Below are 26477 nucleotides of genomic sequence, written 5' to 3'. Positions count from 1 at the left end.
GGGAGCCATGCCGAAGATCAACGTCTACCTGCCCGACGAACTGGCCGAGGCGGTCAAGCAGTCCGGGGTGCCCGTCTCCGCGATCTGCCAGCGCGCGCTGGAGGAGTCGGTCAAGCGGGTGACCGCCATCCGGGCCGTCGCGCTCGACGACCTGGCGTCCGGCGCGCCCGCGCTCCAGCTCTCGCGGTTCACCCAGCGCACCCGCGACGTGGTGGGGCTCGCCGTCGACCGGGCCAGGGCCGAGGGCGCCGAGCACGTCGGCACCGGGCACCTGCTGCACGGGGTGCTCGCCGAGGGCACGAACCTGGCCCTGCACGTGCTGCGGGCCGTCGAGGTCGACCCCGACCGGGTGGCCCGCGAACTGGCCCGGCTCGCCCCTCCCGCGGGCGACGCCGTCCCCGAGCGGTTCGGCGGGGACGCCGCCAACGCGCTGGAGCTGACCGTCACCGAGGCGTTGACCCTCGGGCACAACTACATCGGCTGCGAGCACCTGCTGCTCGGCCTGCTCGCCGAACCCGACGGCCTCGGCGGCCAAGCCCTCCGCGCGGCGGGGGCCGATCTCCGGACCGCCCGCGCGGCCGTGGTCGCGGCGCTCGCCGGGTACGTCCACCTGCGGGCCCAGCCGCCGAGCGCGGGCGGCCCCGTCGACGTGGCCGCCGCGCTGCGCCGGGAACTCGCCCCGCTCATCGGCAGGCTGGACCGCCTCGAGGCGCACGTCGGCCTGGAGTCCGAGGGGTGACCGCCTGGCGGATCCTGGTCGCCGTGCTGGTGGTCATCGCTCTCGCGTGACCTAGTGGCCGATGATCGCGGCCAGTGCGGAATAGAGCGCGCGGGGGTTGTCGACCATCGGGAAATGGCCGGAATCGGGAATGGCGAACGTGGTCGATTCGTCGAGCAGCGGAACGAGGTGCTCGGCCCGGTCGCCCAGCGAGCCGTACAGGTAGGCGGTGTTCGGCATCGCCCGGTACCAGTCCACCAGCTTCCCGCTGTCCGACCACTCGACCAGCGAGCGGGCGCTCTCGTGGACGGCGGTCGGCGAGCACGTCGCCGTCCACTCGCCCCACGCGCGCAGGTCGGCCTCGGGCGCGGCCTTCAGCGAGTCGACGAACCGGTGGAACTCGTTGACCGCGAAGTCCTCCAGTTCCAGGTCCGCGATCTGCCTGCTGACCAGGCCCGCGTCCTCGGCGACCAGGTTGCCCTCGACGCTGGTGTAGCTGACCAGGTTCTTCGCGCCCTGCGCGGCGATCAGGCCGACCGCGCCGCCGAGGCTGTGCCCGACCACGTGCAGCCGGATCGGCGCCAGCCGCGCCACGACGCGGACGACCAGTTCGGCGTAGGCCTCCAGGGTGTGCGCGCCGGACGGCAGCGGGGCCGTGCGGCCGTGGCCGGGGAGGTCGATCGCGCAGGTCGTGAGGTGCGCCAGGGCGGGCGACGCGGTGATGTCGGCGAAGCTCTCCTTGGTCGCGCTGAGGCCGTGCAGGAGGAGGACGACGTCCGGTCCGGCCGGTCGGATGTCCGCGACGACATCGACCACCGCGCCGTCGTGCTCGACGGGAATGGCCTGGTTGTGGAGGAGGTTCATCGTCCGGCTTCTGTCGTCGGGGGTGCTCGGGGATAGTCGGGTGTTCATCGGGACGTTGGGCCGGAACCTTGACCCGTGTTCATTCTTTCGCGTTGTTATTCGCGGCGGACGCGCTATTTCGACCGCAATAGTGCGGACCCTTGCCAAGATCCATAATTGGGTTACTATGGCTTCAGTGTCGACCGAAGCCAAGGAGTCCTCGTGAGCGCCGGACGGGAAACCCGCCTCTCCGCCTGGATCGAACGCGTCGCCGCGCACTTCGCCGAGGAGGGCATCCCGCTGATCGGCGGACGCATCCTCGGCTACCTGCTGGTGTGCGAACCGGTCGAGCGCACGGCCGCCGAACTGGCCCAGGAGCTGGAGGCCAGCAGCGGCTCGATCAGCACCAACCTCAAGTTCCTGGTCAACTCCGGCCTGGTCACCAAGCGCACCCGGCGCGGGCGGCAGGCCGCCGAGTACCGCGTCGACGAGAAGCGCTGGGCCGACATGGTGCAGCGCAGGCTGGACGCGCTGGTCAGCGTGCGCGACCTGACCGAGTCCGGCATGAGGCTGCTCAGCGGCGACCCGCAGCGCGCCCTCCGGCTGCGCACCGTGGACCAGCTCTACACCTGGCTCGCCGACGAGCTGCCCCCGTTGTGGGAGCGCCGCCCCACGCCGCCTAAGTGACCTCGCCCAGCGCCGCCTCCATGCCGTTCAGCACGGCGGCGCAGTCGTGTCGCAGCGTCTCGGCGTCGTCGGCGCGCACCACGAACACCCCGAGCCAGTTCCGCGAGCCGCCCGACGGGTCGTAGACCGGGACGGGGGTCCCCTCCGGCAGCGCGAACGCCCTGACCTGGTGGGCGGTCGTGCCGGGGGACAGCAGCGCGGTCCAGTCGACGGCGCTCGGCCGCCACGGCGGGGTGGTCCGCCACGGCGTGCCGTGCGCGTCGGTCGGGATGACGGCCAGCGACGCGGCGGCCCGCCTGCCCCGGACGAGCATCGCGGGCGGGTAGTCGACGGGTTCGCCGAGCAGTTCGCGGACCAGCGCCTCGACGGGGTCGAAACCGAAGACGGCCTCGATCTGCTTGGTCACCATGAGGCCCGCGAACCGGGCCCCGGTCTCGATGACGGAGACCCGGCCGTCCGGGCCCAGCTTGAGTTCGGTGTGGGTGCCCGCGGTGTCGAGGCCCAGGGCGTCGACGGCCTGGTTGGTGATCGCCTCCAGGCGTCGCTGGAGGTCTTCCGGCAGGACGCTGGGCAGGGTGCTGGCCACCTCGGTGAACGGGGGGATCGCAGGCAACTTGCCCGTGACGCACAACGAGTGGTGCACGCCGTTCGCGACGATCCCCTCGACGCTCACGTAGTCGCCGTGGCCGGGGGTGTCGTACCAGCCTTCGGTGCTGCCGGTGAGGATCTCCTCGACCAGCAGGTCGGCGTCGGTGTCCGGGGCGTACAGCTCGTTCATGCCCGCACGGCCGCCCAGCGCGAGCGCGTCGGCGATGTGCCGCCACGCGGGAGCGACGTCGTCGGGTGTCTCGAGGACCAGTTGGGCCACCGATCCCGCGCCCCAGGCCGGTTTCAGCAGCAGCGGCGGGGTCAGGTCGGTCATCGCGGCGGCCAGGTCCACTTCGGACTCGACACGGCGGAAGCGCGGGATCGGGGTGCCCGACGCCTCCCACGTCTCGCGCATCAGCCGCTTGTCCCTGGCGTTGACCAGGTTCGGGCCGCCGCCGCGGAGACCGAGGCGCTCGGCGACGTGCGCGACGAGCAGGACGGCGAACTCCGAGAGCGTCAGGACGGCGTCGGCCCCCAGTGCCTCGGCGTGCTTGGCGACCAGGTCGACCAGTGCCTCGCCGCGCTCGTCGGTGTCGAGGTGCGTGACGCTCGCGCAGGCGGGCCGCCACTCGTCCTCGGCCGCCGTCGGCAACGGGGCGAGGGCGAGCACGTGCAGGTCGCCGCAGCGGGCGATTCGCGGGAAGACGTGCTCCAGCGGGGCCCCGCCCTTGACGTACACGTAGACGATCTTCTTCGCCGGGCTCATCGGCCGACGGTAGGTTTCGGCCCGCGCGGCGGCCAACCCCTAGCGACCCCTAAACGGGCTGGTCAGCCGGGTCGAGCTGCTCGTGGGTCTCCGGCGTGAGCGCCGCGGGCACCGGGCCGCGCGACCGGCAGGCGACCCAGAGGCCCGCCGTCGCCACGACGGTCGCGCCCGCGCCCAGGACGTGGAGGGAGACGAGCACCTCGGGGACACCGGTCCAGTACTGGACCATGCCGAGCGTGCCCTGGGAGAGGACGACGGCGACCAGGATCCAGAAGCGGCGGCGCAGGACGGCGTCCTGCGAGAAGCCGTGGACGGCGAAGCCGAGCGCGGTGAGCATGCCGAGGAAGAGGAAGAGCAGGTCGGCGTGGACCTGGGCGAGGTTGTCGACCGGGAGGGCGAGGCGGGGGGTGTCGGAGTCCCCCGCGTGCGGGCCCGCGGCGGTGACGAACGTGCCCGCGAGGAGGAGGAAACCGAGGACCGCCGCTTGGACCACCTGGAGGGCGATGAGCGCCTTGGGGAGCAGCGGGGTGGCCGGGTCGTCGCCTTCGGCGAGGGACCGGTGGAGGAGGACGGCCAGCCAGACGAGGCCCATGGAGACCAAGAAGTGCACGGAGACCGTCCACCACAGGAGTCCGGTGAGGACGGTGATGCCGCCGATCACGGCCTGGAGCGCCACGCCGCCGAGCTGGACGAGGGCGAGGGTGACGACGCGACGCCTGCGGGGGCGGCCCAGCCAGGCCGCGACGACGATGAGCCCGGCGAAGATTCCGACCACACCGGTGAGGGTCCGGTTGCCGAACTCGACCCACTGGTGGAGGGGCGCTACCTCGGGGTGGGCGACGGGGGTGAGGCTGCCCGCCACGCACTGCGGCCACGTGGGGCAGCCGAGCCCCGAACCGGTGACCCGGACGATCGACCCGGTGACGGCGATCCCGCCCTGCGCGATGACCAGTGCCACGGCGATGGCGCGCTGGAGGGACAGGAGACGGGTGGTGAACCAGGGGGGAACCGACACCCGTCGATGGTAGGACGGGGGTGCTGAGAGGCGGTTCCGGGGTGAGCGTTGGGGGCCTGCCGGTCCCGGCCGGGTCACCGCTCGACCCGGTGCGCCCGCTGGTGGTCCTAGTCCAGTTTCGTGGTCTTGCTCGCCACGGCCGCCGCGCCGATGCCCCAGGCCAGCAGTACCAGCACCGGGCCCGCGCCGGGGCCGGTGCCGTTCACCACCGCCGCGTGCAGGCCCTCCGCCAAGGCTGCCGAGGGGAGTAGCTGGACCACGGCCGCCACGCCCGAGGGCAGGGAGTCGACTCCCAGTGCCAGGCCGCCGATCAGGAGCAGGACGAACCAGACGATGTTGGCCAGTGCCAGGACGATCTCGGCTCGGAGCGCGCCGCCCAGCAGCACACCCAGCGCGCCGAAGGTGAGCGTGCCCAGGACGATCAGCAGCACCGCCCACGCGATGCCGCTCGCCGGTGGCCGCCAGCCCAATGCCAGCGCTGTGCCGCCGAGGATCACGATCTGGATCGCCACCACCGCCAACGCCGCCGTCACGCGGCCGGTGACGAGCAGCCAGCGTGGTTGGGCCGAGGCCAGGCGTTTGAGGATGCCGTAGCGCCGGTCGAAGCCGAGTGCGATGGCCTGGCCGGTGAAGGCCGACGACAGGATCGCCAGGGCGAAGACGCGGGCTGTCGCGGAGCCGACCCTGGGGTCCGGCATGGGGATGACGGTCATCAAGGTGAGCGCCACCAGCAGGGCCACCGGGATGATCACCGTGAGGAGGATCTGCTCCCCGTGCCTCAACGTCAGCAGGATCTCCATGCGCGACTGCGCGAGGAACATCCTGCCCAGCCTGCCGCGGCCCGGCGCCGGGGTGAACGTGCCGGGGGTGAACCTGGCCTGCGGCGTCACCGGATCTCCGATCGTGCTTGTCCTGGTCACCCGCGCAGCTCCCGGCCGGTCAGTTCGAGGAACACGTCTTCCAGGCTGCGCTTCGCGACCATCAGCTCCTCGGCCAGCACACCCTGCTGGGCGCACCACGAGGTCACGGTCGAGACGACCTGCGGCGTGATGCGGCCCTCCACCAGATAACTCCCCGCCGACGGTTCGCGCACGCGGAGGCCCTCCGGGAGGGCGGCCAGCAGGAGCGAGGTGTCGAGGCCGTGGCGGGTGCGGAAGCGGAGCTGCTGGTCGTCCGGCTCGTCCGCGGTCAGCTCCTGGGGGCTGCCCTGGGCGACCACGCGGCCGGAGTCGACGATCACGACGTGGTCGGCCAGTTCCTCGGCCTCGTCGATGAGGTGGGTGGTGAGCAGGACGCTGACGCCGTCGCGGCGCAGGGCGTTGATCAGCTCCCACACGAGTCGGCGCGCCTGCGGGTCCATGCCCGCGGTCGGCTCGTCGAGGAACACCAGTTCCGGGCGGCCGACGAGGGCGCACGCGAGGGACAGGCGTTGCTGCTGGCCGCCCGACAGGCGCTTGTACGGGGTGCGGACCGCGCCGGTGAGGCCGAGCACGTCCAGCAGCCACGCGGGGTCGAGCGGGTTGGCCGAGCAGGTGGCGATGAGGGTGAGGAGCTCGTCGGCGCGGACGCCGGGGTACCCGCCGCCGCCCTGCGGCATCACGCCGATGCGGGGCCGGAGCTGCTCGCCCTGGGTCTTCGGGTCGAGGCCCAGCACGCGGACGGTGCCCTCGTCGGCGGTGCGGAAGCCCTCGCACACCTCGACGGTCGACGTCTTGCCCGCGCCGTTGGGGCCCAGCAGGGCCAGCACGGACCCGGTCCGCAGGGTGAGGTCGAGACCGTCCACCGCGACCGTGGCTCCGTAGCGCTTGACCAGTCCCGACACTTCGACGGCTGAGGTCACGGACTGGGGGGTCACGGGCGGGAAGCCTAGTGCCGTGACCGCCAACACCTGTTGGGGGGTTCCGCCGAACGGGGCCGTGAAACGCCGCGCGTTCGGTGGTGGGGCTGGCCCCACCGGGGTTCTCGGGGTGGCTTCAGGGTCGCCTCGGGGGAATTCCCCATACCTGCGGAAACGCGACTGCGGCACTATTTCGACATGGGCGGGATTCAGCGGAAAAAGCGGGCGGTGCTGGCACCACTCGCTGTTGCGAGCCTGGTTCTGTCGTTGTTCCCGATTGTTTACCTGCACGTGGCGTCGGCGGGTCAGATTAGTCCCATCAGCCACACGATCAGCGACTACATCTTCGTCGCCAACGGGACCGGGCTGTTGGCGGTGACGGCGCTGTCGCTCGCCGCGGGCTCCGTCGTGCTGCTGATCGCCCTGTTCGGGGCGGGTCTGCCGCGTCGTGGGCCGATCAGCGTGCTGGTGGGCCTGTGGTCGGCGGGCTTGACCGTCGCCGCCGTCTTCCCCACCGACCCGACCGGAACCCCCACCACCTTCCCCGGCGCCGTGCACCGCTACGCGGGCGCGGTGATGTTCGTGAGCCTGCCGCTGGCGGGTTTGCTCATTTCCCGGCGATTCATCCCGAGTACCACTGTCCGTCGCCTCGCGGTCGCCAGTGGGATAACCAGCTTCCTCTTTCTGCTGAGCCATGTGCCGGTCGTTTTTCCGGGAGATGGAGCAGTGCTGTTGGGGTTGACCGAACGAATCCTGTTCGCCGTCCTCTACGGCCTGTTGTTCGCGCTCGCCGCCGCGCTCTGGCGGGACAACGCGCCCCAGCGGCGCACGGGGGAGGTGACCGCGTGACCGGCATCGCGATCCTGCTGGCCGTCGTGGGCGCCGTGTTCTTCGCCGTCGCCGCCCGGCTCCAGCACAGCGCCGTCCGGCAGGGGGAGGGCGGTCCCCGGATCACCGAGCTGCTGCGCCGTCCGCGCTGGCTCGGCGGGCTGCTCCTGCTCGTGGCCGGCGCGGGCGTGCACGCCGTGGCGCTCGGCATGGCCCCGCTGACCGTCGTCCAGCCCGTCGGGGTGCTGGCCATCGGGATGACCGCCGTGCTCGACGGTCGCCGCAAGGCCCTGCCCGCCGTCGCGGTCACCACGATCGGCGTCGGGTTGTTCGTGCTGCTCGCGGCGGGCAGTGCCACGGCGACACAGGTCGCGCCCGAGGCGGAGCTGCGGGCCGGGCTGCTGGTGCTCGGCCTGGTCGCGGCCCCCGGCCTGCTGGGCGTGCTCAGCGGACGGCCGCACCTGCGGGCGCTGTCGTTCGGCGTCGCGGGCGGCGTGGCCTACGGCTACGTGTCCGTGCTCATGCGGGCCGTCTCCCAGGACCTCCAGCAGGGCGCGTTCGACCTCGCGTCCGCCGCGTCCGTGCTCGGCATCGTCGCCTCGCTGCTCGTCGGCGGCTGGTTCATCCAGCACGCCTACGCCTGCGGCCCCGCCCACCTCACCGTCGCGTGCCTCACCGTCGTCGACCCGCTGGTCGCCGTCGGCATCGGGGCCGGACTGCTGGGGGAGTCCGCCCGCACCACCGGGTGGACCGCCCTGGCCCAGATCGCGTGCGCCGCGCTCGCCGTCGGCGGCGTCCGCATGCTCGCCCGTCGAGAACCACCACCCACCAGATCGGAGAAGCTCGTGAGCAACGGACGCGCACTGCGGATCGTCATCGCGGCGGAGACCTTCCCCCCGGACGTCAACGGCGCCGCTCGGTTCGCGCACCGCCTGTCGGTCGGCCTCGCAGGCCGCGGCCACGACGTCCACGTCATCTGCGCCGACCCGGAGGGGCCGGCCAGGACGGAGATAGCCGACGGCATCACCGTGCACCGCCTGCGGTCGCGCCGCACGCCGTTCTACCGCGGCTTCCGGGTGTGCCTGCCCAAGGACGTGCGCGGCCCGGTCCGCGACCTGCTCGACCAGCTCGAACCCGACCTCGTGCACGTCCAGGCGCACTTCATGATCGGCCGCCAGGTGCTCCGACAGGCCGCCGAGCGCGGCATCCCGACCGTGGCGACGAACCACTTCATGCCGGAGAACCTGTTCGGCCACGCGCACGTCCCCGCCTGGTTGCAGCGGACGGCGTCGCGGCTGGCGTGGCGCGACCTGAACAAGGTGTTCTCGGTGGCCGACGCGGTGACCGCGCCGACGCCGCGCGCGGTGGAACTGCTGCACGAGAAGGGTTTCCCGCGCCGGGCGGTGCCGGTGTCCTGCGGCATCGACATCGACCGCTACCGGCTGCGCGAGGCCACCCGCACCGACAACGACCCGACCGTGCTGTTCGTCGGCAGGCTCGACGAGGAGAAGCGGGTCGACGAGCTGCTGCGGGCGCTCGCGCTGGTGCCGAGGCTGCGCGCCGAGATCGTCGGCGACGGCTCGTGCCGCGCGGAGTGGGAGCTGCTCGCCGCCCACCTCGGCATCACCGAGCGGGTGCGGTTCCGCGGTTTCGTGGACGAGGAGGCGCTGCTGGACGCCTACGCGAACGCCGACGTGTTCTGCATGCCCGGTATCGCGGAGCTGCAGAGCCTCGCGACCATGGAGGCCATGGCCGCGGGCAAGCCGGTCGTCGCCGCCGACGCCATGGCGCTGCCGCACCTCGTCCGCCCCGGCCGCAACGGCTGGCTCTTCCAGCCCGGTGACGTCCGCGGCCTGGCCGACCGGCTGCACGGCGTGCTGGCCGACCCGTCCGTCACTGCCCGCATGGGCGCGGCCAGCAGCGAGCTGATCGCCAAGCACGCACTGGGCACCACGCTCGACCGGTTCGAGGCGATCTACGCCGACCTGGTCGGCGCGCCGGTCACCGAGCCCGCCCCGGCCCCCGTCGCCGAACTGGCGGCCTGACCGGACTTGGCCCGGACGGCCTCGACGACGCGCAGGGCGGCGGGCTTGAGCACGAGCCCGTCGTCCGGCGTCCGGTCCACCAGGAACCGGTACAGCAGCGCGTAGCTCTCCAGCTTCACCAGCAGGGCGCCCGCCGCGTCGGTGCCGTCCCGCGCGGGATCGGCCTGCTGCACCAGCGTCTTCACGATCGCGCGGCGGGCCCGCATGGGCACCCACCAGCTCGTCACCAGCACCAGCAGCAGCCCGAACACCAGCGACGTCGCGAGCACCGACTGCCAGCCGAGGAAGCGCAGCCCTCCCAGCAGCAGGACCACGGCTATCAGCAGGAACCCGATGCCGTAGACCACGGCCCAGCCCGCCGTCGCGGCGGCCGGGGACTCGGCGTGCTCGGCCTCCCACTTGCCGTGCCGCTTGCGCCACCGCTGCAACGACCGCCCGCCCGCCGTGGCGCACGCCGCGCCGATCGCGACGGCGGCCACCGCGGCGAAGACGACGACCGGGCCGGTCAGCCAGTCGAGGTCGTACAGCTCGTAGTGGACGACCGCCCACGCGGCCAGCCCCACGGCGGCCACGGCCCCCAGCCGCCACAGCACCTTGCCGACGCGCTTGTAGGTGCGCGGGTCCTTCAGCACCGCGAAGGGCGTGCGGATCGGCGCGGGCAGGCTGCCGATCACCAGCAGCGCCAGCACGAGCAGCGCCACGCCGCCGACCGCGACCATGCCCGTCGCGGCCTCCTCGCCGGTCGCCCCGGAGTTCAGCGCGGCCCGCGTCCGGTCGATCGCGATGACCCCCAACGGGATCACCGGCGACAGCAGCACCAGGCCGTGCAGCAGCGTGCCGGACCGCAGCGCGGCGTACCCGAACGCGGCCATCAGCGTGCCGCCGCCGATCGCGGCCGCCGGTCCGACGGCCCAGTTCGGCAGCAGGTTGAACAGCGCCAGCACGAGCAGCGCGCCACCGACGGCGAAGCCGAGCGACCCCAGGAACTGGGCCAGCTTCCCGCCCCTGGTGAGCCCGGTGATGGTCCAGTACGGCAGCAGCGCGGCCCCGCGCATCACCCTCGTCACCGGCTTCAACGCCGCCAGCCCCGAGTTCTTGCTGTCCGCCACGGTCACCGCCACGGCCGCGGCGGTCGCGGCGGTGCGGATCAGCTGGTCGCTGCCCGCCTCCTGCGAGATCGGCTCACGCCCGATGCCCGCCTCGTCGAACGCCCGCAGCGACTGGAGCCCGATCGACACGCTGCGCGCCCGCAGCGACTCCGTGGTGAAGTCCACCGGCCGGTCCAGCCGCGCCAGCAGCGTCTTGTGCTCCTCCAGGAACAGCTCGCCGCGCGACCGCGGGTCGCCGCCGTCGTTGCGGTCGGCCAGGATCGCCGCGCGCAGGGCGGGCAGCTCCTCCACGATGATCCGCACGTGCAGGCCCCACGCCGCCAGCTCGGCGAGCGCGCCCGCCGTGGGCGGCAGGTCGCCCTCGAGGGTCTCCTCGGCGTAGATCCCGGCCAGTTCCTTCTTCGCCGCCGCGATGGCGATGGCCAACTCCGGCGTCGACCCGCCGAACAGCTCGTCCACCAGGTCGTCGACCTGGTCGTGCGCCCGCTGCCGCGCCCGCCCCTTGTCGGCGCGGCTCTCGCCCGCCGCCGCGGTGAGCAGGTCCATCCGCCGCAGCCGCTGCGGGTCGAAGATCACCTTGCACAGCATCGTGGCGCCGTCGAGCCTGCCCCAGATCCAGTCGTTGACCCGCCACGACCGCTTGAGGAACCCGGAGAACCGGCCCAGCGACGCGCCGCCGGCCTTGTCGTCGGCGGTGATGCTGCGGGTCGCGAACGCGTTGCGCGTCTGGAGGCTGATCTGCACCAGCTCTACCGCCTGGTCGACGCCGCCGCGCGCGTCGTCGGCGAGGCACGCGGTCGAGATCTCCAGCGCCATCAGCCGCGACAGCCACACCTCCGGTCCCGCGACCAGCCCGGCGCGCGCCTCGCGCGGCGTCAGCTCGGTGGTCAGCAGGGCCCGCCACGCCGCCAGCCCGCCCAGCCGCAGCCGGTCCTCGTCGTCGATCAGCGCCAGGATCTTCTGCGCCTCGTCGACCAGCGCCCCGATCTCGACCACGCACGCCCGCACGTCCGCGCCGATCGACCCGACCTCGCCGAACGTCATCCGCTGGTCGTACACGCCCAGCCGCTCGCCCCAGTACGCCTGGTTGAGCGTCCCGGAGTTCTCCCCGGTCCAGGTGATGTCGACCTTCTCGCGCAGCTGCCGCAGCTCCGCCCGAACCCGGTGCAGCCGGGTCCGCGAGTCCGCGATCACCCCGGCCGCCCCGCGCAGCACGCCCTCGTGCGTCTCCGGCACGATCCAGACCATCCGCTTGAGCAGGTCCAGCGCGGAGGACGCCAGCGTGTCCGCCATCGTCACGCCCCAGTGCCACCCGGTCGCGGCCAGCGTCGACGGCAGCTTCCGCGTCGGCACGTACGGCAGCATCCCGTTGACCTTGCGCCACTCCCGCTGCGCCGACTCGGCCGCCGCCCGCACCCGTTCGAACGACCAGCCCGCCGAGTTCGACCCCTTCACCGCGAACTGCCGGGTGGTGATGTCCCGCGCGGCCAACCGGATCCGCACGTCCTCGTAGTGCTCGTGCAGCGTGTCCGCGAGCTGGTAGGCCTTCTCCGCCACGGTCGTCGGCGCCTTGTGGTTGTTCGCCAGCCCGCCCGCGAGCCGCTCCAGCAGCGAGTTGCGCCCGCCGCGCCGGGACGCGGCCAGCCGGTTGTGCTCCTCGATCTTCTTCACGTACGTGCGGCTGCCCTGCCCGGACCACGCGCCCTGCACCTTCACCGCCGTGCTGACGGTGCTCGGCACCTCCCCGCGCACGTGCGCGGCGGGCTCGGGCCCCTCGGGTTCGGCGTGCGGGAACACCAGCAGCATCACCCGCCGCACCGGCCCGTTCGCGGGCATCCGGTCGATGGCCTCCAGCGCCTCGCGGGTCGGCGTGTTCACCAGCACCCCGCCGTCCACGGCGAACCGCGACCGGTCGACCTCGCTGTGCCTGCCCCACGAGGCCACGTCGCCCATGTCCGGCTTCGACGGCGTCGACTGGCCGTTGACCGGGATGAACGACGGCTCGAACGCGATCGGGAACGACGCCGACGACCGCGCGGCCAACGCCATCTGCAACACCCGCTTGGGCAGGTCCTCGGCGGCGAAGTCGTCGCGCCCGGTCGTCTCGTCCGGCGGGGTGGCCCAGTCGTAGGCGTCGCGGCGGAAGGAGAAGCTGCCCTGGTCGGCCACCTGCACGAGTGCCTGGCCGAGGTCGTCGTAGGACACCTTCGGCACCCCACCCAGCAGAGTGGTCGTGATGCGCAGGTCCACCGGCCGGTCCTCCGGCTTGGTGGGGGAGAAGTCCGTCGTGAGCCGTCCCAGCATCTCCTGAAGGCGGGGCAGGAAGAACTCGTCGCCGCGCAGCAGCGACACCGGCTGCCCCTGGAACGGCGTGCGGAGCAGCTGCTCCATCCGTCCCTGCTCGGCCCAGAGGTCCCGCAGCCGGGTCAGGTCGGCGGTCTCGCTGACCTGCGAGACGGCCAGCGCGGCGCCGTTGATGCCGCCCGCGGAGGTGCCGGTGATGACGTCGGCGCGGGCGGTGCACCCGACCATCGAGAGGAGGTGCTGGTAGGTCGTCCCGGCGCGGGTGAGGCGGTCCAGTTCGAGGACCACACCGCCCATCCAGACGGCGAGGCTGACGCCGCCGTTGAGCACCACGGCGAACCGGATCTGCTCCTGAGGTACCTCGGCCATCTCCGAACCCCTCCTCGGACCACCACGACGGGGCGATCTTGCCGGCAATGGTCAGTCGCCAGGGGGGATTGGAGAGTTACGAATCGACCGTCTCGAGTGGAGACGAGGACCGCTCAGGTGTAGCCCTTGCTCGTGGGCAGCGGGTCCCGCCGCATCAACGGGTAGAGCTGCTTGCGCGCCACGACCACGCACAGCACGAACGTGATCACCGCGCCGGTCACCGCCTGCGGCACCACGTACGCCCGCCCGTCGAACGCCGACCCGGTCGGCGGCAGGATGACCGCGATGAACGCGCTGGTGGTCATGGCGAACCCGCGGAAGCGCTTCGCCACCACGGCCGTGGCCAGCGGCAGCGCCGCCCACAGCACGTACCACGGCTGGAGCACCGGCCCGAGCACGAGCACCGCGCCCAACCCCGCGCCCAGCCCGTTGACCGCCTTGATCCGGCCGCGGAAGCTCTTCCACAGCAGCGTTCCCACGATCGCCACCGACACCGCCTGCCCGAGGATCCGGGCCAGCGCGATCGTCGCCTCGGTGTGGTTGCCGAGCGACAGCGTGATCCCCAGCCCGCCCGCCAGGTAGCCCAGCGCCGTGGGCGGCGACATCCACGACTTCACCGTCGTCGCCACGTTCAGCGTCGACGTCCAGCCGAACCCGTACCCGGTCCCCACGCACACCAGCGCCGTGACCACCCCGGCGACGACGGCCATGAACCCGGCCACCTTCAGCAGGTCCACGAACCGGCCGCCGAGCCTGCGGGCGACCATCACCCCGAGGAACCCCAGCGCCAGCATCGCCGGGATCTTCACCATCGCGCCCATCACGATCATGGTCGCGCCCAGCGTGATCCACAGCAGCTCTTCGCGCGTCACCGGCGGGGGTATCGCCCCCCGTTCCAGCACCGGCATCTTCCGCAGCGCCAACTCCAGCCCCACGAGCATCAACCCGATGGCCAGCCCGTCGTTGTGCACCCCGATGACGATGTGGAACAGCACCAGCGGGTTCAACGCCCCCAGCCACAGCGCCCCCACGGGCGGCACGCCGAACCGGCGGGCCAGGCGCGGCAGCGCCCACACGATCATCGCGAGCCCCACCAGCGCCAGCAGCCGGTGCAGGAACACCCCCGGCAGCACGTGGTCGCCGGTGACCATCGCGATCAGCCTGCCGACGGCCAGGAACAGCGGCCCGTACGGGGCGGGCGTCTCGCGCCAGATGTTCGGCACGTTCATCGTCAACGGGTGCGTCACGCCCAGCGCCGTGGCCGGGCCCAGCTCGTACGGGTCCTGGCCGCGCGCGGCGATCTCGCTCTGCGCGAGGTAGCTGTAGACGTCGCGGCTGAACATCGGCAGCACGAGCACCAGCGGCATCGTCCACATGAGCAGCGTGCGGTCGAGCTGGCTGCGGGTGGCGAGCCTGATCCGGCCAGGCCGGACGAACCGGCCCAGCCACAGCCACGCCGACACGACCATGAACACGCCGGTCCACACCAGGCCCATGGCCACGCTCGGCATGCGCACGAACAGGCCGAGCACCGGCGTGCCGGGCAGCGGGCTGAAGACCGGCGCCGCGCCCGCGCCGAGCGAGCCGACGACCATCAGCAGCGCCCCGACCGTGCCCCAGCGGCGGATGACGTCGAGCTGCCTGCGCTCCGGCGCGTCCAGCGGGCCGGGTTCGGTCGCCGTCACGTCGTCGCTGGTTCCCACTCCGCCTGCCGCCACGCCGTGAGGGTAGCGACCAGGCTCGACGGGTGACTCGGGTCACCCGGCGGGGGCGGATCTTTGCGACTGCCGACTAAATAAGCAACACTGGTGTTGTGAAATACGCCGGTACCGATTCGCCCGCCTCCACAGGCGGTGTCGAAGCACCCTTCGCGCCCCCCGGGCACGACGGGCGGACCCGGCGGGGCGTCGCCAGGCTGCTGCTGGAGCAGGGCCCGGTCACCGCGGCGGCTGTCGCCGAGGTGCTCGGACTCAGTCCCACGGCGGTGCGCAGGCACATCGACGCCCTCGTCGCCGACGGCGAGGCGACCAGCAGGGACGCACCCCGGACGGGCCAGCGAGGTCGTGGCCGTCCGGCGAAGCTGTTCCTGCTGACCGAGTCGGGACGGGCCCGTTTCGGGCACGCCTACGACGACCTCGCCGTGGCCGCTCTGCGGTTCCTCGCCGAACAGGGCGGGGAAGAGGCGGTACGGGCCTTCGCGGAACGCCGGATGACCGCACTGGTCGACCGGCACCGCGCCGCCATCGTGTCGCTCCCCAGCCCGGTCGAGAGGGCCAAGGCCCTCGCGAGCGCGCTGAGCAGGGAGGGATACGCTGCCTCGACGCGCAACGTGGGCGCGGGGGAGCAGTTGTGCCAGCACCACTGCCCGGTCGCCCACGTGGCTGCCGAGTTCCCTCAGCTGTGCGAGACCGAGACGGCGACGTTCGCCGACCTCATCGGTTCCCACGTGCAGCGGTTGGCGACGATCGCACGCGGCGACGCCGTGTGCACCACGCACATCCCGAACACCGCAAAGACCCCAGATGGAGGGGAGCCCGCATGACTGCCGCTGCCGAGCAGCGCACGCCCACCACGGTGCAGTCTGAGCCGCTCAGCCAGGAAGAGACCCTGGCGAGTATCGGCAACTACGAGTTCGGCTGGTCCGACTCAGACGCTGCTGGTACGAGCGCACGCCGAGGCCTGAACGAGGACGTCGTCAGGGACATCTCGGCGAAGAAGAGCGAGCCCGAGTGGATGCTGGAGCACCGCCTGAAGGGGCTGCGCCTGTTCGAGAAGAAGCCGATGCCGACGTGGGGTTCCGACCTCTCCGGCATCAACTTCGACTCGATCAAGTACTTCGTGCGCTCGACCGAGAAGCAGGCCACCTCGTGGGAGGACCTGCCCGAGGACATCAAGAACACGTACGACCGGCTGGGCATCCCCGAGGCGGAGAAGCAGCGCCTCGTGGCCGGTGTCGCCGCGCAGTACGAGTCCGAGGTCGTCTACCACCAGATCCGCGAGGACCTGGAGGCGCAGGGCGTCATCTTCAAGGACACCGACACCGCTCTCAAGGAGCACCCCGAGCTCTTCCAGGAGTACTTCGGGTCGGTCATCCCCTCGGGTGACAACAAGTTCTCCGCGCTGAACTCTGCGGTGTGGTCCGGCGGCTCGTTCATCTACGTCCCCAAGGGCGTCAAGGTGGACATCCCGCTCCAGGCCTACTTCCGGATCAACACCGAGAACATGGGCCAGTTCGAGCGGACGCTGATCATCGTCGACGAGGGCGCCTACGTGCACTACGTCGAGGGCTGCACGGCGCCGATCTACTCCTCGGACTCGCTGCACTCGGCCGTGGTCGAGATCATCGTGAAGAAGGGCGGCCGCTGCCGCTACACGACGATCCAGAACTGGTCGAACAACGTCTACAACCTGGTCACCAAGCGCGCCAAGGCCGAAGAGGGCGCGACCATGGAGTGGATCGACGGCAACATCGGCTCCAAGGTGACCATGAAGTACCCGGCGGTCTTCCTCATGGGCGAGCACGCCCACGGCGAGGTCCTCTCGATCGCGTTCGCGGGCGAGGGCCAGCACCAGGACGCCGGCGCGAAGATGGTCCACATGGCGCCGCACACCTCCTCGACGATCGTGTCGAAGTCGGTGGCGCGCGGCGGTGGCCGCACGTCCTACCGCGGCCTGGTGCAGATCAACAAGCGGGCGCACCACTCGAAGTCCACGGTGAAGTGCGACGCGCTGCTGGTCGACAACATCAGCCGCTCGGACACCTACCCGTACGTCGACGTCCGCGAGGACGACGTGCAGATGGGCCACGAGGCCACGGTCTCGAAGGTGTCCGCCGAGCAGTTGTTCTACCTGATGTCGCGCGGCCTCACCGAGGACGAGGCCATGGCCATGATCGTGCGCGGGTTCGTCGAGCCCATCGCGCGCGAGCTGCCCATGGAGTACGCGCTGGAGCTGAACCGCCTGATCGAACTGCAGATGGAAGGGGCCGTCGGCTGACATGGCCGTTTCAACAGAGGCCCAGCACGGCCTGAAGGACCACTCGCACGGCGCCGGGGCAGCGATCCCGGTGTCGTCGCGGGCGGACCACTTCGCCTCGTTCGACGTCGACGCCTTCGAGGTGCCCGGCGGTCGCGAGGAGATCTGGCGCTTCACCCCGATGAAGCGGCTCGCCAACCTGCACAACGGCGCCGCCGCGACGGGTTCCGCCGCGGTCGAGGTCAAGGCCGCCGAGGGTGTCGTCGTCGAGACCGTCCAGCGCGGCGACGCGCGGCTCGGTGTCGCGGGCACCCCCAGCGACCGGATCGCCGCGCAGGCGTGGTCGTCGTTCACCGACGGCACGCTGCTCACCGTCGGCAAGAACGCGGAGATCGCCGACCCGACGCTGGTCACCGTGACCGGCGCCGGTGTCGGGCAGGTCGCCTACGGGCACCTGCAGATCCGCACGGAGCTGTTCTCCAAGGCCGTCGTGGTGATCGACCACCGCGGCTCGGGCGCGTACGCGGACAACGTCGAGTTCGTGGTCGGCGACGGCTCGCACCTCACCGTCATCTCGGTCCAGGACTGGGCCGACGACGCGGTGCACGTCTCCTCGCACCACGCCTCGCTCGGCCGCGACGCGACCTTCCGGCACACGGCCATCACGCTGGGCGGCGACGTCGTCCGGCTGACCCCGACCGTGACGTACACGGGCAAGGGCGGCGACGCGGAGCTCAACGGCCTGTACTTCGCCGACCAGGGCCAGCACCTCGAGCACCGCACGTTCATCGACCACGCGGTGTCCAACTGCCGCAGCAACGTCGTCTACAAGGGCGCGTTGCAGGGCGAGGGCGCGCACACCGTGTGGATCGGCGACGTGCTGATCCGCGCGGCGGCCGAGGGCACCGAGACGTACGAGCTGAACCGGAACCTGGTCCTCACCGACGGCGCCCGCGCCGACTCGGTGCCGAACCTGGAGATCGAGACCGGCGAGATCGTCAGCGCGGGCCACGCGTCCGCCACGGGCCGCTTCGACGACGAGCAGCTGTTCTACTTGCAGGCCAGGGGAATCCCGGAGGACCAGGCTCGTCGCCTGGTCGTGCGCGGCTTCTTCCACGAGATCCTGCTGAAGATCACCGTCCCCGAGGTGCGCGAGCGCCTGGAGGCGGCGATCGAGGCCGAGTTGGAAGCAGTCGGCGTGTGACGTGCCGACGTGTTCTTCCCAGCGGAGGCACACGATGATCAGAGCGTGTTCCTTTTCTGAGTTGGACGACCGCAAGCCGTTCGCGGTCGACGTCGACGGGACTCCCGTGGTCGTCGTCCGCGACGGGGAGCGGGTGCACGCGCTGCACGACCTGTGCTCGCACGCGGCGGTGTCGCTGAGCGAGGGCGAGGTGACGAAGCAGGGGATCGAGTGCTGGCTGCACGGTTCCCGCTTCGACCTCACCACCGGTGAGCCGTCCTCGCCCCCGGCCTCCGAACCCGTCGACGTCTACTCCGTCGAAGTACGCGACGACGACGTGTACGTCGCCGTCCCCCAAACCTGATCCACCACAGGAGAACAGCAGCATGGCCACGCTTGAGATCAAGGACCTGCACGTCTCGGTCGTCACCGACGAAGCGCCCAAGGAGATCCTCAAGGGCGTCGACCTGACGATCAAGGCGGGCGAGACGCACGCCATCATGGGGCCGAACGGCTCCGGCAAGTCCACCCTGTCCTACGCCGTCGCGGGCCACCCGAAGTACACGGTGACCTCCGGCTCCGTGACGCTGGACGGCGAGGACGTGCTCGAGATGAGCGTCGACGAGCGCGCCCGCGCGGGTCTCTTCCTCGCGATGCAGTACCCGGTCGAGGTCCCCGGCGTCTCGATGTCGAACTTCCTCCGCACCGCCGCCACCGCCGTCCGCGGCGAGGCCCCGAACCTGCGCCACTGGGTCAAGGAGGTCAAGGGCGCGATGTCCGAACTGGACATCGACCCGGCCTTCGCCGAGCGCAGCGTCAACGAGGGCTTCTCCGGCGGCGAGAAGAAGCGCCACGAGATCCTCCAGCTCGGGTTGCTGGCGCCGAAGATCGCGATCCTGGACGAGACCGACTCCGGTCTGGACGTCGACGCGCTGCGCGTCGTGTCCGAGGGCGTCAACCGCTACAAGGCCTCCGGCGAGGTCGGCGTCATGCTGATCACGCACTACACCCGGATCCTCAAGTACATCTCGCCCGACTTCGTGCACGTCTTCGCGAACGGCCGCATCGTCGAGTCCGGCGGTCCCGAGCTCGCGGACGTCCTCGAGAACGAGGGTTACGTGAAGTACACCGGGGAAGCTGCGAAGGTCTGAGTTTGTTGCAGTCGTTGACGGTTACGGCTTTCTGAGAGGAGGCGTCGGAGAGTGACCACCACCGCTACTCCACTGGACGTCGTTGCGTTGCGCGCCGACTTCCCGATCCTGGCGCGCACGGTCCGCGAGGGCAAAAGGCTGGTGTACCTCGACTCCGGCGCCACCTCGCAGCGGCCCGCTCAGGTGCTCGACGCGGAACGGCGTTTCCTGGAGACGTCCAACGCCGCCGTGCACCGCGGCGCGCACCAGCTCGCCGAAGAGGCGACGGACGCGTACGAGAGCGCGCGGGCGCGGATCGCCGAGTTCGTCGGCGCCTCGCCCGACGAGCTCGTGTTCACCAAGAACGCCACCGAGGGCATCAACCTCGTCGCGTACGCCATGGGCAACGCGGCGATCTCCGGCCCGGAGGCCCAGCGCTTCCTGCTCGGCCCCGGCGACGAGATCCTGATCACCGAGATGGAGCACCACGCGAACCTGGTGCCGTGGCAGCAGCTCTGCCTGCGGACCGGCGCGACGCTCCGCTGGATCGACGTGACGGCCGAGGGCAGGCTCGACCTGTCGAACCTCGACGAGCTGGTGACGCCCCGGACCAAGGTCGTGGCGTTCACCCACCAGTCGAACGTGCTCGGCACGATCAACCCCGTGGCGGAACTGGTGGCCGCGGCCCGCAGGGTCGGCGCGCTGACCGTGCTGGACGCCTGCCAGTCGGTGCCGCACTCGAAGGTCGACTTCCACGCGCTGGGCGTCGACTTCGCGGCGTTCAGCGGCCACAAGATGCTGGCCCCGTCCGGGATCGGCGTGCTCTACGGCAGGCGTGAGCTGCTGGAGGCGCTGCCGCCGTTCCTCACCGGCGGGTCGATGATCGAGATGGTCCACATGGACCGGTCGACGTTCGCGCCGCCGCCGCAGCGGTTCGAGGCGGGCGTTCCCATGACGTCGCAGGCGATCGGGCTCGGCGCGGCCGTGGACTACCTGACCGCCGTCGGCATGGACCGGGTCGCCGCGCACGAGCACCTGTTGACGGAAGCCGCGTTGGCGGGCCTGGGCGAGATCCCCGGCGTGCGGATCATCGGGCCGAAGTCCACTGTGGACCGAGGCGGCGCGGTGTCGTTCGACGTCGAGGGCGTGCACGCCCACGACGCCGGTCAGGTGCTGGACAGCCTCGGCATCGCCGTCCGCGTCGGCCACCACTGCGCGTGGCCGCTGCACCGCAAGCTCGGCGTGCAGGCCAGCGTCCGCGCCTCCTTCTACCTCTACAACGACCTCGACGAGGTGGCCGCGCTCGTGGACGGCGTCCGCGAAGCCCAGCGGTTCTTCGGGGTGGGATGACGATGCAGCTTCAGCAGATGTACCAGGAGATCATCCTGGACCACTACAAGAACCCGCACGGCCGCGGTCTGCGCGACCCGTACGACGCCGAGTCGCACCAGGTGAACCCCACCTGCGGCGACGAGGTGACGCTGCGCGTCAAGCTGGACGGCGAGACCGTCACCGACGTGTCCTACGACGGCCAGGGCTGCTCCATCAGCCAGGCCTCCACCTCGGTGCTGACGGACCTGGTCATCGGCAAGTCCGTCGGCGAGGCGTTCAAGAAGTTCGACGCCTTCGTGGAGCTGATGCAGAGCCGCGGCCAGCTGGAGCCCGACGAGGACGTCCTGGAGGACGGCATCGCCTTCGCGGGCGTTTCGAAGTACCCGGCGCGCGTCAAGTGCGCGCTGCTCGGGTGGATGGCTTTCAAGGACGCGGTCGCCCGCAGCGAAGGAGCAAAGGCATGAGCGAGCAGGACACCGAGGTGGTCCGCGGCGTCGAGGGTCTGCCCGTGCCGCCGTCCCCCAAGGCGGACGTGGCCGCGATCGACGACCTCGAGGAAGCCATGCGCGACGTGGTGGACCCCGAGCTGGGCATCAACGTGGTCGACCTCGGCCTCGTGTACGACCTCCGCGTGGAGGAGGGCAACGTCGCCATCATCGACATGACGCTGACCTCCGCGGCCTGCCCGCTGACCGACGTCATCGAGGACCAGACCCGCGCGGCCCTCACCGGCGGCCCCGGCGGCGGCCTGGTCGACGACTTCCGCATCAACTGGGTCTGGATGCCCCCGTGGGGCCCGGAGAAGATCACCGACGACGGCCGCGACCAGCTCCGCGCCCTCGGCTTCACCGTCTAGGACTCGCACGCGAAGGGCCCGCCTCCTCACCGGAGACGGGCCCTTCGTCGTGTCACGCCGTCTGCGCCACCAGCAGGTCCACGACGTCCGCCAGCTCACCCCTGCGCCGGAACGCCCGCCGCTGCCGTTCCGCGCCGGACCCGTCCAGCAGGATCCGGTCCACCACGTCGGTCACCAGCTCGTAGTCCCCGGCCGCCTCCAGCGCGGGCCGCACCCACGTGACCAGTGCCTGCACCTGTGCCGACGCCCGCACCAGGGTCCCGGCGCGCAGGTCCACGTTCGTCCCCTCCACGCCGTCGCGGGCCGCCCGCCACAGCGCCGCCCGCAGCACGTGCGGGGCCACGTCGAGCGCGGGCACCCGTGAACTCAGGGCCGTCGCCGCGATCCCGCGGGTCAGGGCGGCGATCAGCACGGCCTCGTCCACGGTCGCGGCCACGTCGCACACCCGCAGCTCCACGGTCGGGTGGTTGGCCGACAGCCGCACGTCCCAGTAGACCGTCGCGGGGTCCATCGCCGCCCCGCTGTCCAGCATCGCCCGCCGCGCCAGGTGGTACTCCTCGGCGGACGCGAAGTACGGCGGCGCCCCGGCCGACGGCCACGGGCTCCACGACAGGTACCGCCACGACGAGTACCCCGTGTCCAGCCCGTCCACGAACGGCGAGTTCGCGCTCAACGCCAGCAGCACCGGCAGCCACGGCCGCAGGTGGTTGCTGATCAGCACACCGGCGTCGTCGTCCGGGATGCCCACGTGCACGTGGCACCCGCAGATCGTCAGGTCGTGGATCAGCCGCCCGTACTCGACCGCCATGCGCCGGTAGCGGGGGTCGTCGGTCAGCGGCACGGGCTTCACCACGCCCAGCACCGGCGTGCCGGTGGCGACGATCCGGGTCCCGTGCGCCGCCGCCATGCTCCCCAGCGCCGCGCGGGTCGCGACGAGCGAGTCGCGCACCTCGCCCATCGTCCGGCACACCGGCGTGGCGCTCTCCACCTGGAAGTCGGTCAGCTCGGCCTGGAGGTCGTGCGGCGACTCCGCCCCCAGCACGGCGGGCGCGAGCGGCGCCACAGCCCGTGTCACCGCGTCCACCAGCAGGAACTCCTCCTCGACACCCACGGTGAGCGCCTTGTCGAAGAGTGTTCGGGGACGGGGGAGTTGGCTGGTCTCGGTCGTGCTCACGATGGCTCCCGGTGCTCAGGGTAGTCCGATCAATGCTATGAGTGACGAACCCAAGGCACATGCGGCGTATTGGCGAACTGTGCGCGCGGATGGCGTCAGTTTCGAACACCGGGGACGGCGGCAGGCTCCGAACGCCCGGAGACGCCCGGCTTCGCGCGCCCCAGGTCGCTGTCGACGGTACGCCGTGCCAGGTCCAGCCGCTCCGCGTTCCCGCTGCTCCGCAGTACGGGTACCACCGAACTCGACGATCCGGCTCAAGCGCCCGCGTTCGCCCGGTGGAGCACCGGGCGCGCTGATCACGCCGCCGGTCGAGGGGACCCCGTGTCCCCGACCGGCCTGCCGCGCAGCACGTCCGCCCGCTCGTTGCCCGGCCTGCCCAGCACCCAACTGCTGCCCAGCAACGATTTCGCCCGCGCCTTCAACGGCGCCAGCAGCCGCGACACCTCGCGGTAGGAGGGCACCGACCCCGCCGCGCACACCAGCGTCGCGAACGACAGCGTCACCGCCATGCCCTCGGCCTCGAACACCGTGTCCAGCACCGCCGACGCCAGCGGCACCACCTCGTCCAACCCGGCCACCACGAGGAAGTCGTCCCCACCCACGTGACCCACCTGCGCGGACGGCCAGTCCGCCGCCGCCTCCGACAGCACCCGGCCGATCGTCCGGATCAGCTCGTCGCCCGCGGCGAACCCGACGCCGTCGTTGACCCGCTTGAACCCGTCCACGTCCAGCCACCCGACCGCGAAGAACTCGCCGGACATGATCCGCCGGTCCACCTCGCGCTCGATCGTCTCGCTGCCCGGCAACCGCGTCAGCGGGTTCAACGACGCCGCCTGCTCCACCTTCAGCTCGGCGATCCCGCGCACCACGTCCGCCACCCGCACCACGCCCAGGCACCGGTCCTCGGCGTCCACCACGACCAGGTCGTCGTTCGTCCGCTCACGGGCGGCGTGCGCGACCACGTCCAGCAGTTCCACCGCCGTCGTGTCCGTGCCGATCAGGTGCGGCCGGTCCGCCAGCCGCGCGGCGTCGCGCCGGGCGTGCAGCGCGTGCCCGTACGGGCCGGTCACCGACAGCAGGAACCGGTTGCGGTCCACCGACCAGCGCGGACGGCCGTCGGGATCCACCAGCACCACGCCGCTCAGGCTCGGCTGGCCCGCGAGCACCTCGCGCACCTGCTCGGACGTGGCGTCCTCGGGCAGCGTGGTCGCGGGGTGCAGGAAGTCCGTCACCCGAGGACCGGTGGCCCGCCGGATCGGGCCGGTGCGGGTCACCGCCTCGGGGTCGTTCGCCTCGCTCAACACCGCCGAGATGGTGGCGTTGACCTTCGGTCTTCGCGACGCCATGGCCAGCAGGTTCCCCTGCGCGAGCCGCACCCCGAGCCTGCGCAGCGCCGCCAGCTCGGCCTCGGACTCCACGCCCTCGGCCACCACCTGCGAACCCGTGTGCTCGGCGATGTGCAGCAGCGCCTGCACCAGCACGGCCTGCGACGGGTCGTCCGGCAGCCCGGCCACGACCTCGCGGTCCAGCTTCAGCACGTCCGGCCGCGCCTCCGTGAGCAGGCTCAACGGCACGTCGCCCTCGCCGACCCCGTCGAGGCCGATCCGGAACCCGGCCTCGCGCAGCCGTTCGATCCCGCGCACCAGCAGCCCGCGCCGCGCACGGGAGTACGGCGTGCCGATCTCGACCACCACGCTCGACGGGTCGCGGCCCACCTCGCGCAGCGCGTCGTGCAGCGGGGCGAGGAACTCGGGCCGGTCGGCCACCGTCAGCGCCATCAGGTTGAGGTGCAGCGGCAGCGTGAAGTCCGGACCGGCGGCGGAGCCGACCGCGCGGCACGCGAGCGCCACATCGGTGGAGGTCAGGTGCCCCGCGCGGTACGCCGCGCGCAGCAGGTCCTGAACGCCGCAGTCCTGAGGTCGGGCCAGCGCTTCGACCGCGACGACACCCCCGGTGTGGAGGTTGAACAGCGGCTGGAAGGCGAAGCGAACGTCATCCAGCAACGCGGGCACCCCACGATCGTGCCTGGTCGATCATCGTTTGCCGAGGTGGTTCACCAGGTGTTCACGCCGTCTTCCGCCGCGGTCAGCGATCCTGCGGCGCCAGCACCAGCGTCCGGCGCAACCGCCACGGCGCGCTGCGGAACAGCTCCGCCATCGCCCGCGTCGCCCCGGCCACGTCCTCGCGGTCGGACAGGTAGGACCGCCGCAGCTCCTCGGGCAGCGCGAAGAACAGGTCGAAGAACTCCGGCACCTGCTCCGGCGGCATCGCCAGCAGCGCGCGCAACCCGTGTCGGCGCATCGTGTGCACCACCTTCGCGGCGGGCGACCAGATCACCTGCTTCGCCGCCGCCCGCGCCGCCCGCGGCCCGCGGGGGAGCGCGTCGGCGATGGCCGCGGCCACCAGCGGCGCCAGCTCCAACGTCGTGGCCACGCTGTACCCGGTCGCGGGGTGCACCAGCGCCGCCGCCGCGCCGAACGTCAACCGCGTCGACCGGTTCAGGTCCACCGGGAACCGCACCTGCTCCTCCACCGCCGACGGCGTGATGCCGTGGTGGGCGAGCCGCGACTCCAGCCGGGCCCGCAGCTCGGCCGCGGGGAGACCGGGCCGCCGGGCCAGCGACGTCTCCTCCAGCAGCACGCGCTCGCCGTCCAGGGGGACGGCGTAGAGGAACGTCGGCCACTCGACCCCGGTGTGCGGCGGCTGCCGCCAGTCCATGACGAGCGCCTCGCCGTCGCCGAGCACGGCCGTCGCCGCTTCCTTGGGGACGACGACCCCGGCCGCGGTCTGCTCCACCCGGCCACGGCTCGGCGGCGCGCCCGTGGCGTCGACGACGAGCGTCGCGGCCAACGTCCGACCGTCGGCCAGCCGCACGGTGGACCCGCGCGGCCCGAGGACCATGCGCACGGACTTGCCGGTCTCCACGCGCACGTCCGGGTGGAGTTCGCGCAACCCGCCGTTGTCGAGGACCACGTATTCGCGGTCCAGCACGTGGTGCTCGACGCCGATCGCCCGGCTGATCGGCGCGCGCGCCGCGATCAACGTTCCTTTCGGCAGTTCGTCGGCCCACGCGGCGTAAGTCGTGTTCCACGGTCTGTCCGGACGGGGATCGACGAGCGTCGTCTCCAGTCCCGACTCGGCACAAGCGCCGGCCAACGCCCGTCCCGCGGGCCCACCACCCAGCACGATCACGTCCACGGATCGACGTTAACCCGCGCCGGGTGTCCTCCGCCGCGCCCGATCGGGGGTGATCGCGCACGTCAGCGGCCTGCATGCGGCCAAGGGGACCCCCGATTTGGAGCCCGAACCACACCGGTGTAAGTTTCTCCCTGCCAGCGCGGAACGGGCCGGAAACGGAACGGAGCGGGGCAAAACCCCAGAACTCCATGAAGCACCAGCGTTCCTTGCTGGGTCGGATTCCTCGAAGAGGCCGATTTGACAAGGGAAATGCGGTTCGGATAACTTCTGGAACATAGCAAACTGAATGCGAAGCGAGTTTCCTGCTGAGCGAAACGGTCCGAAACGGCCGATTTGACAAAGCGAAAACGAAGTTGCTAAGCTTCAGACACAAACGAAACACCGAATACCTGCCCCGGATCGGGTCGCACTCAAAGCGAATCGAAATGGTGTGCGCGTGTTCTTTGAGAACTCAACAGCGTGCCGAATAGCCAGTAACTTATATGAACCCAGTCAATGGGTTTCCTTTGAGATCAAACTG

22 protein-coding genes are annotated in these 26477 nt (G+C 71.5%); 12 read left to right on the top strand and 10 right to left on the bottom strand.

What is annotated here, in order from left to right; translation table 11 throughout:
* Window positions 1-7 precede the first annotated feature (7 nt).
* Entirely contained in the window at window positions 8-739 is a 732-nt protein-coding gene (locus ACFWW9_RS30650) for a Clp protease N-terminal domain-containing protein (protein WP_390385095.1), read from the top strand.
* Window positions 740-790: 51 nt separating this feature from the next.
* Here ACFWW9_RS30650 and ACFWW9_RS30645 read toward each other — a convergent pair whose 3' ends face one another.
* Window positions 791-1582, bottom strand: a complete 792-nt coding sequence (locus ACFWW9_RS30645) for an alpha/beta fold hydrolase (RefSeq protein WP_390385092.1) — start codon at window positions 1580-1582, stop codon at window positions 791-793.
* 201 nt (window positions 1583-1783) lie between these two features.
* Between ACFWW9_RS30645 and ACFWW9_RS30640 the strand changes: the two genes are divergently transcribed.
* The gene (locus ACFWW9_RS30640) at window positions 1784-2248 is read left to right on the top strand and encodes a GbsR/MarR family transcriptional regulator (RefSeq protein ID WP_390385089.1); all 465 of its coding nucleotides are present in this window, start codon (window positions 1784-1786) and stop codon (window positions 2246-2248) included.
* On the opposite strand, the gene ACFWW9_RS30635 is transcribed toward ACFWW9_RS30640, so the two are convergent.
* The 4 genes from ACFWW9_RS30635 to ACFWW9_RS30620 form a co-directional block, all read right to left on the bottom strand.
* Entirely contained in the window at window positions 2241-3602 is a 1362-nt protein-coding gene (locus ACFWW9_RS30635; RefSeq protein ID WP_390385086.1) for an acetyl-CoA carboxylase biotin carboxylase subunit family protein, read from the bottom strand. The genes ACFWW9_RS30640 and ACFWW9_RS30635 overlap by 8 nt on opposite strands.
* A gap of 49 nt (window positions 3603-3651) precedes the next feature.
* On the bottom strand, window positions 3652-4617 hold the full coding sequence (locus ACFWW9_RS30630; RefSeq protein WP_390385083.1) for a heme A synthase: 966 nt from the start codon (window positions 4615-4617) through the stop codon (window positions 3652-3654).
* A gap of 107 nt (window positions 4618-4724) precedes the next feature.
* A complete protein-coding gene (locus ACFWW9_RS30625; RefSeq protein WP_390385133.1) occupies window positions 4725-5438 on the bottom strand; it encodes an ABC transporter permease in 714 nt (237 codons plus the stop codon).
* Between the two features lie 95 nt (window positions 5439-5533).
* Window positions 5534-6472 (bottom strand): ABC transporter ATP-binding protein, encoded by a 939-nt coding sequence (locus ACFWW9_RS30620; RefSeq protein WP_390385080.1) that lies wholly within the window; start codon window positions 6470-6472, stop codon window positions 5534-5536.
* Between the two features lie 180 nt (window positions 6473-6652).
* On the opposite strand from ACFWW9_RS30620, the gene ACFWW9_RS30615 reads away from it, so the two are divergent.
* Together ACFWW9_RS30615 and ACFWW9_RS30610 are read left to right on the top strand one after the other, a co-directional pair.
* Window positions 6653-7303 carry a DUF998 domain-containing protein gene (locus ACFWW9_RS30615; protein ID WP_390385077.1) on the top strand — a complete coding sequence of 217 codons (651 nt, stop codon included), beginning with the start codon at window positions 6653-6655 and terminating at the stop codon, window positions 7301-7303.
* A complete protein-coding gene (locus tag ACFWW9_RS30610; protein WP_390385075.1) occupies window positions 7300-9327 on the top strand; it encodes a glycosyltransferase in 2028 nt (675 codons plus the stop codon). The genes ACFWW9_RS30615 and ACFWW9_RS30610 overlap by 4 nt, the downstream gene beginning before the upstream one ends.
* Here ACFWW9_RS30610 and ACFWW9_RS30605 read toward each other — a convergent pair.
* Together ACFWW9_RS30605 and mptB are read right to left on the bottom strand one after the other, a co-directional pair.
* Window positions 9258-13109: a patatin-like protein gene (locus ACFWW9_RS30605; RefSeq protein ID WP_390385072.1), complete on the bottom strand. Its 3852-nt coding sequence runs from the start codon at window positions 13107-13109 to the stop codon at window positions 9258-9260. The two genes, ACFWW9_RS30610 and ACFWW9_RS30605, sit on opposite strands and share 70 nt — an antisense overlap.
* 113 nt (window positions 13110-13222) lie before the next feature.
* The gene (gene mptB, locus ACFWW9_RS30600) at window positions 13223-14827 is read right to left on the bottom strand and encodes a polyprenol phosphomannose-dependent alpha 1,6 mannosyltransferase MptB (protein WP_390385070.1); all 1605 of its coding nucleotides are present in this window, start codon (window positions 14825-14827) and stop codon (window positions 13223-13225) included.
* 95 nt (window positions 14828-14922) lie between these two features.
* On the opposite strand from mptB, the gene ACFWW9_RS30595 reads away from it, so the two are divergent.
* From ACFWW9_RS30595 to ACFWW9_RS30560, 8 genes are read left to right on the top strand one after another with little or no spacing between them, the layout of a single operon-like run.
* Window positions 14923-15651: a helix-turn-helix transcriptional regulator gene (locus tag ACFWW9_RS30595; RefSeq protein WP_390385067.1), complete on the top strand. Its 729-nt coding sequence runs from the start codon at window positions 14923-14925 to the stop codon at window positions 15649-15651.
* Window positions 15648-17105 carry a Fe-S cluster assembly protein SufB gene (sufB, locus tag ACFWW9_RS30590; RefSeq protein ID WP_390385064.1) on the top strand — a complete coding sequence of 486 codons (1458 nt, stop codon included), beginning with the start codon at window positions 15648-15650 and terminating at the stop codon, window positions 17103-17105. The genes ACFWW9_RS30595 and sufB overlap by 4 nt, the downstream gene beginning before the upstream one ends.
* Window position 17106: 1 nt before the next feature.
* A complete protein-coding gene (gene sufD / locus ACFWW9_RS30585; protein ID WP_390385062.1) occupies window positions 17107-18288 on the top strand; it encodes a Fe-S cluster assembly protein SufD in 1182 nt (393 codons plus the stop codon).
* A gap of 34 nt (window positions 18289-18322) precedes the next feature.
* A complete protein-coding gene (locus tag ACFWW9_RS30580; protein WP_390385059.1) occupies window positions 18323-18631 on the top strand; it encodes a non-heme iron oxygenase ferredoxin subunit in 309 nt (102 codons plus the stop codon).
* A gap of 22 nt (window positions 18632-18653) precedes the next feature.
* On the top strand, window positions 18654-19418 hold the full coding sequence (gene sufC, locus ACFWW9_RS30575; RefSeq protein WP_390385056.1) for a Fe-S cluster assembly ATPase SufC: 765 nt from the start codon (window positions 18654-18656) through the stop codon (window positions 19416-19418).
* Between the two features lie 51 nt (window positions 19419-19469).
* A complete protein-coding gene (locus tag ACFWW9_RS30570; RefSeq protein WP_390385053.1) occupies window positions 19470-20747 on the top strand; it encodes a cysteine desulfurase in 1278 nt (425 codons plus the stop codon).
* Window positions 20748-20749: 2 nt separating this feature from the next.
* Window positions 20750-21193: a Fe-S cluster assembly sulfur transfer protein SufU gene (gene sufU / locus ACFWW9_RS30565; RefSeq protein WP_390385130.1), complete on the top strand. Its 444-nt coding sequence runs from the start codon at window positions 20750-20752 to the stop codon at window positions 21191-21193.
* On the top strand, window positions 21190-21585 hold the full coding sequence (locus ACFWW9_RS30560; protein ID WP_390385050.1) for a metal-sulfur cluster assembly factor: 396 nt from the start codon (window positions 21190-21192) through the stop codon (window positions 21583-21585). The genes sufU and ACFWW9_RS30560 overlap by 4 nt, the downstream gene beginning before the upstream one ends.
* A gap of 52 nt (window positions 21586-21637) precedes the next feature.
* On the opposite strand, the gene ACFWW9_RS30555 is transcribed toward ACFWW9_RS30560, so the two are convergent.
* The 3 genes from ACFWW9_RS30555 to ACFWW9_RS30545 form a co-directional block, all read right to left on the bottom strand.
* Window positions 21638-22759: a glutamate--cysteine ligase gene (locus ACFWW9_RS30555; RefSeq protein WP_390385047.1), complete on the bottom strand. Its 1122-nt coding sequence runs from the start codon at window positions 22757-22759 to the stop codon at window positions 21638-21640.
* Window positions 22760-23055: 296 nt separating this feature from the next.
* Window positions 23056-24771 carry a bifunctional diguanylate cyclase/phosphodiesterase gene (locus ACFWW9_RS30550; protein ID WP_390385045.1) on the bottom strand — a complete coding sequence of 572 codons (1716 nt, stop codon included), beginning with the start codon at window positions 24769-24771 and terminating at the stop codon, window positions 23056-23058.
* 73 nt (window positions 24772-24844) lie between these two features.
* Window positions 24845-25957, bottom strand: coding sequence for a lycopene cyclase family protein (locus ACFWW9_RS30545; RefSeq protein ID WP_390385043.1), 1113 nt, complete (start codon window positions 25955-25957; stop codon window positions 24845-24847).
* Between the last annotated feature and the right edge of the window lie 520 nt (window positions 25958-26477).

The organism is Umezawaea sp. NPDC059074, assembly GCF_042738955.1.
In the GTDB taxonomy this organism is placed as follows: Bacteria; Actinomycetota; Actinomycetes; order Mycobacteriales; family Pseudonocardiaceae; genus Umezawaea.
This window is presented reverse-complemented; position numbering and strand designations above follow the sequence as displayed.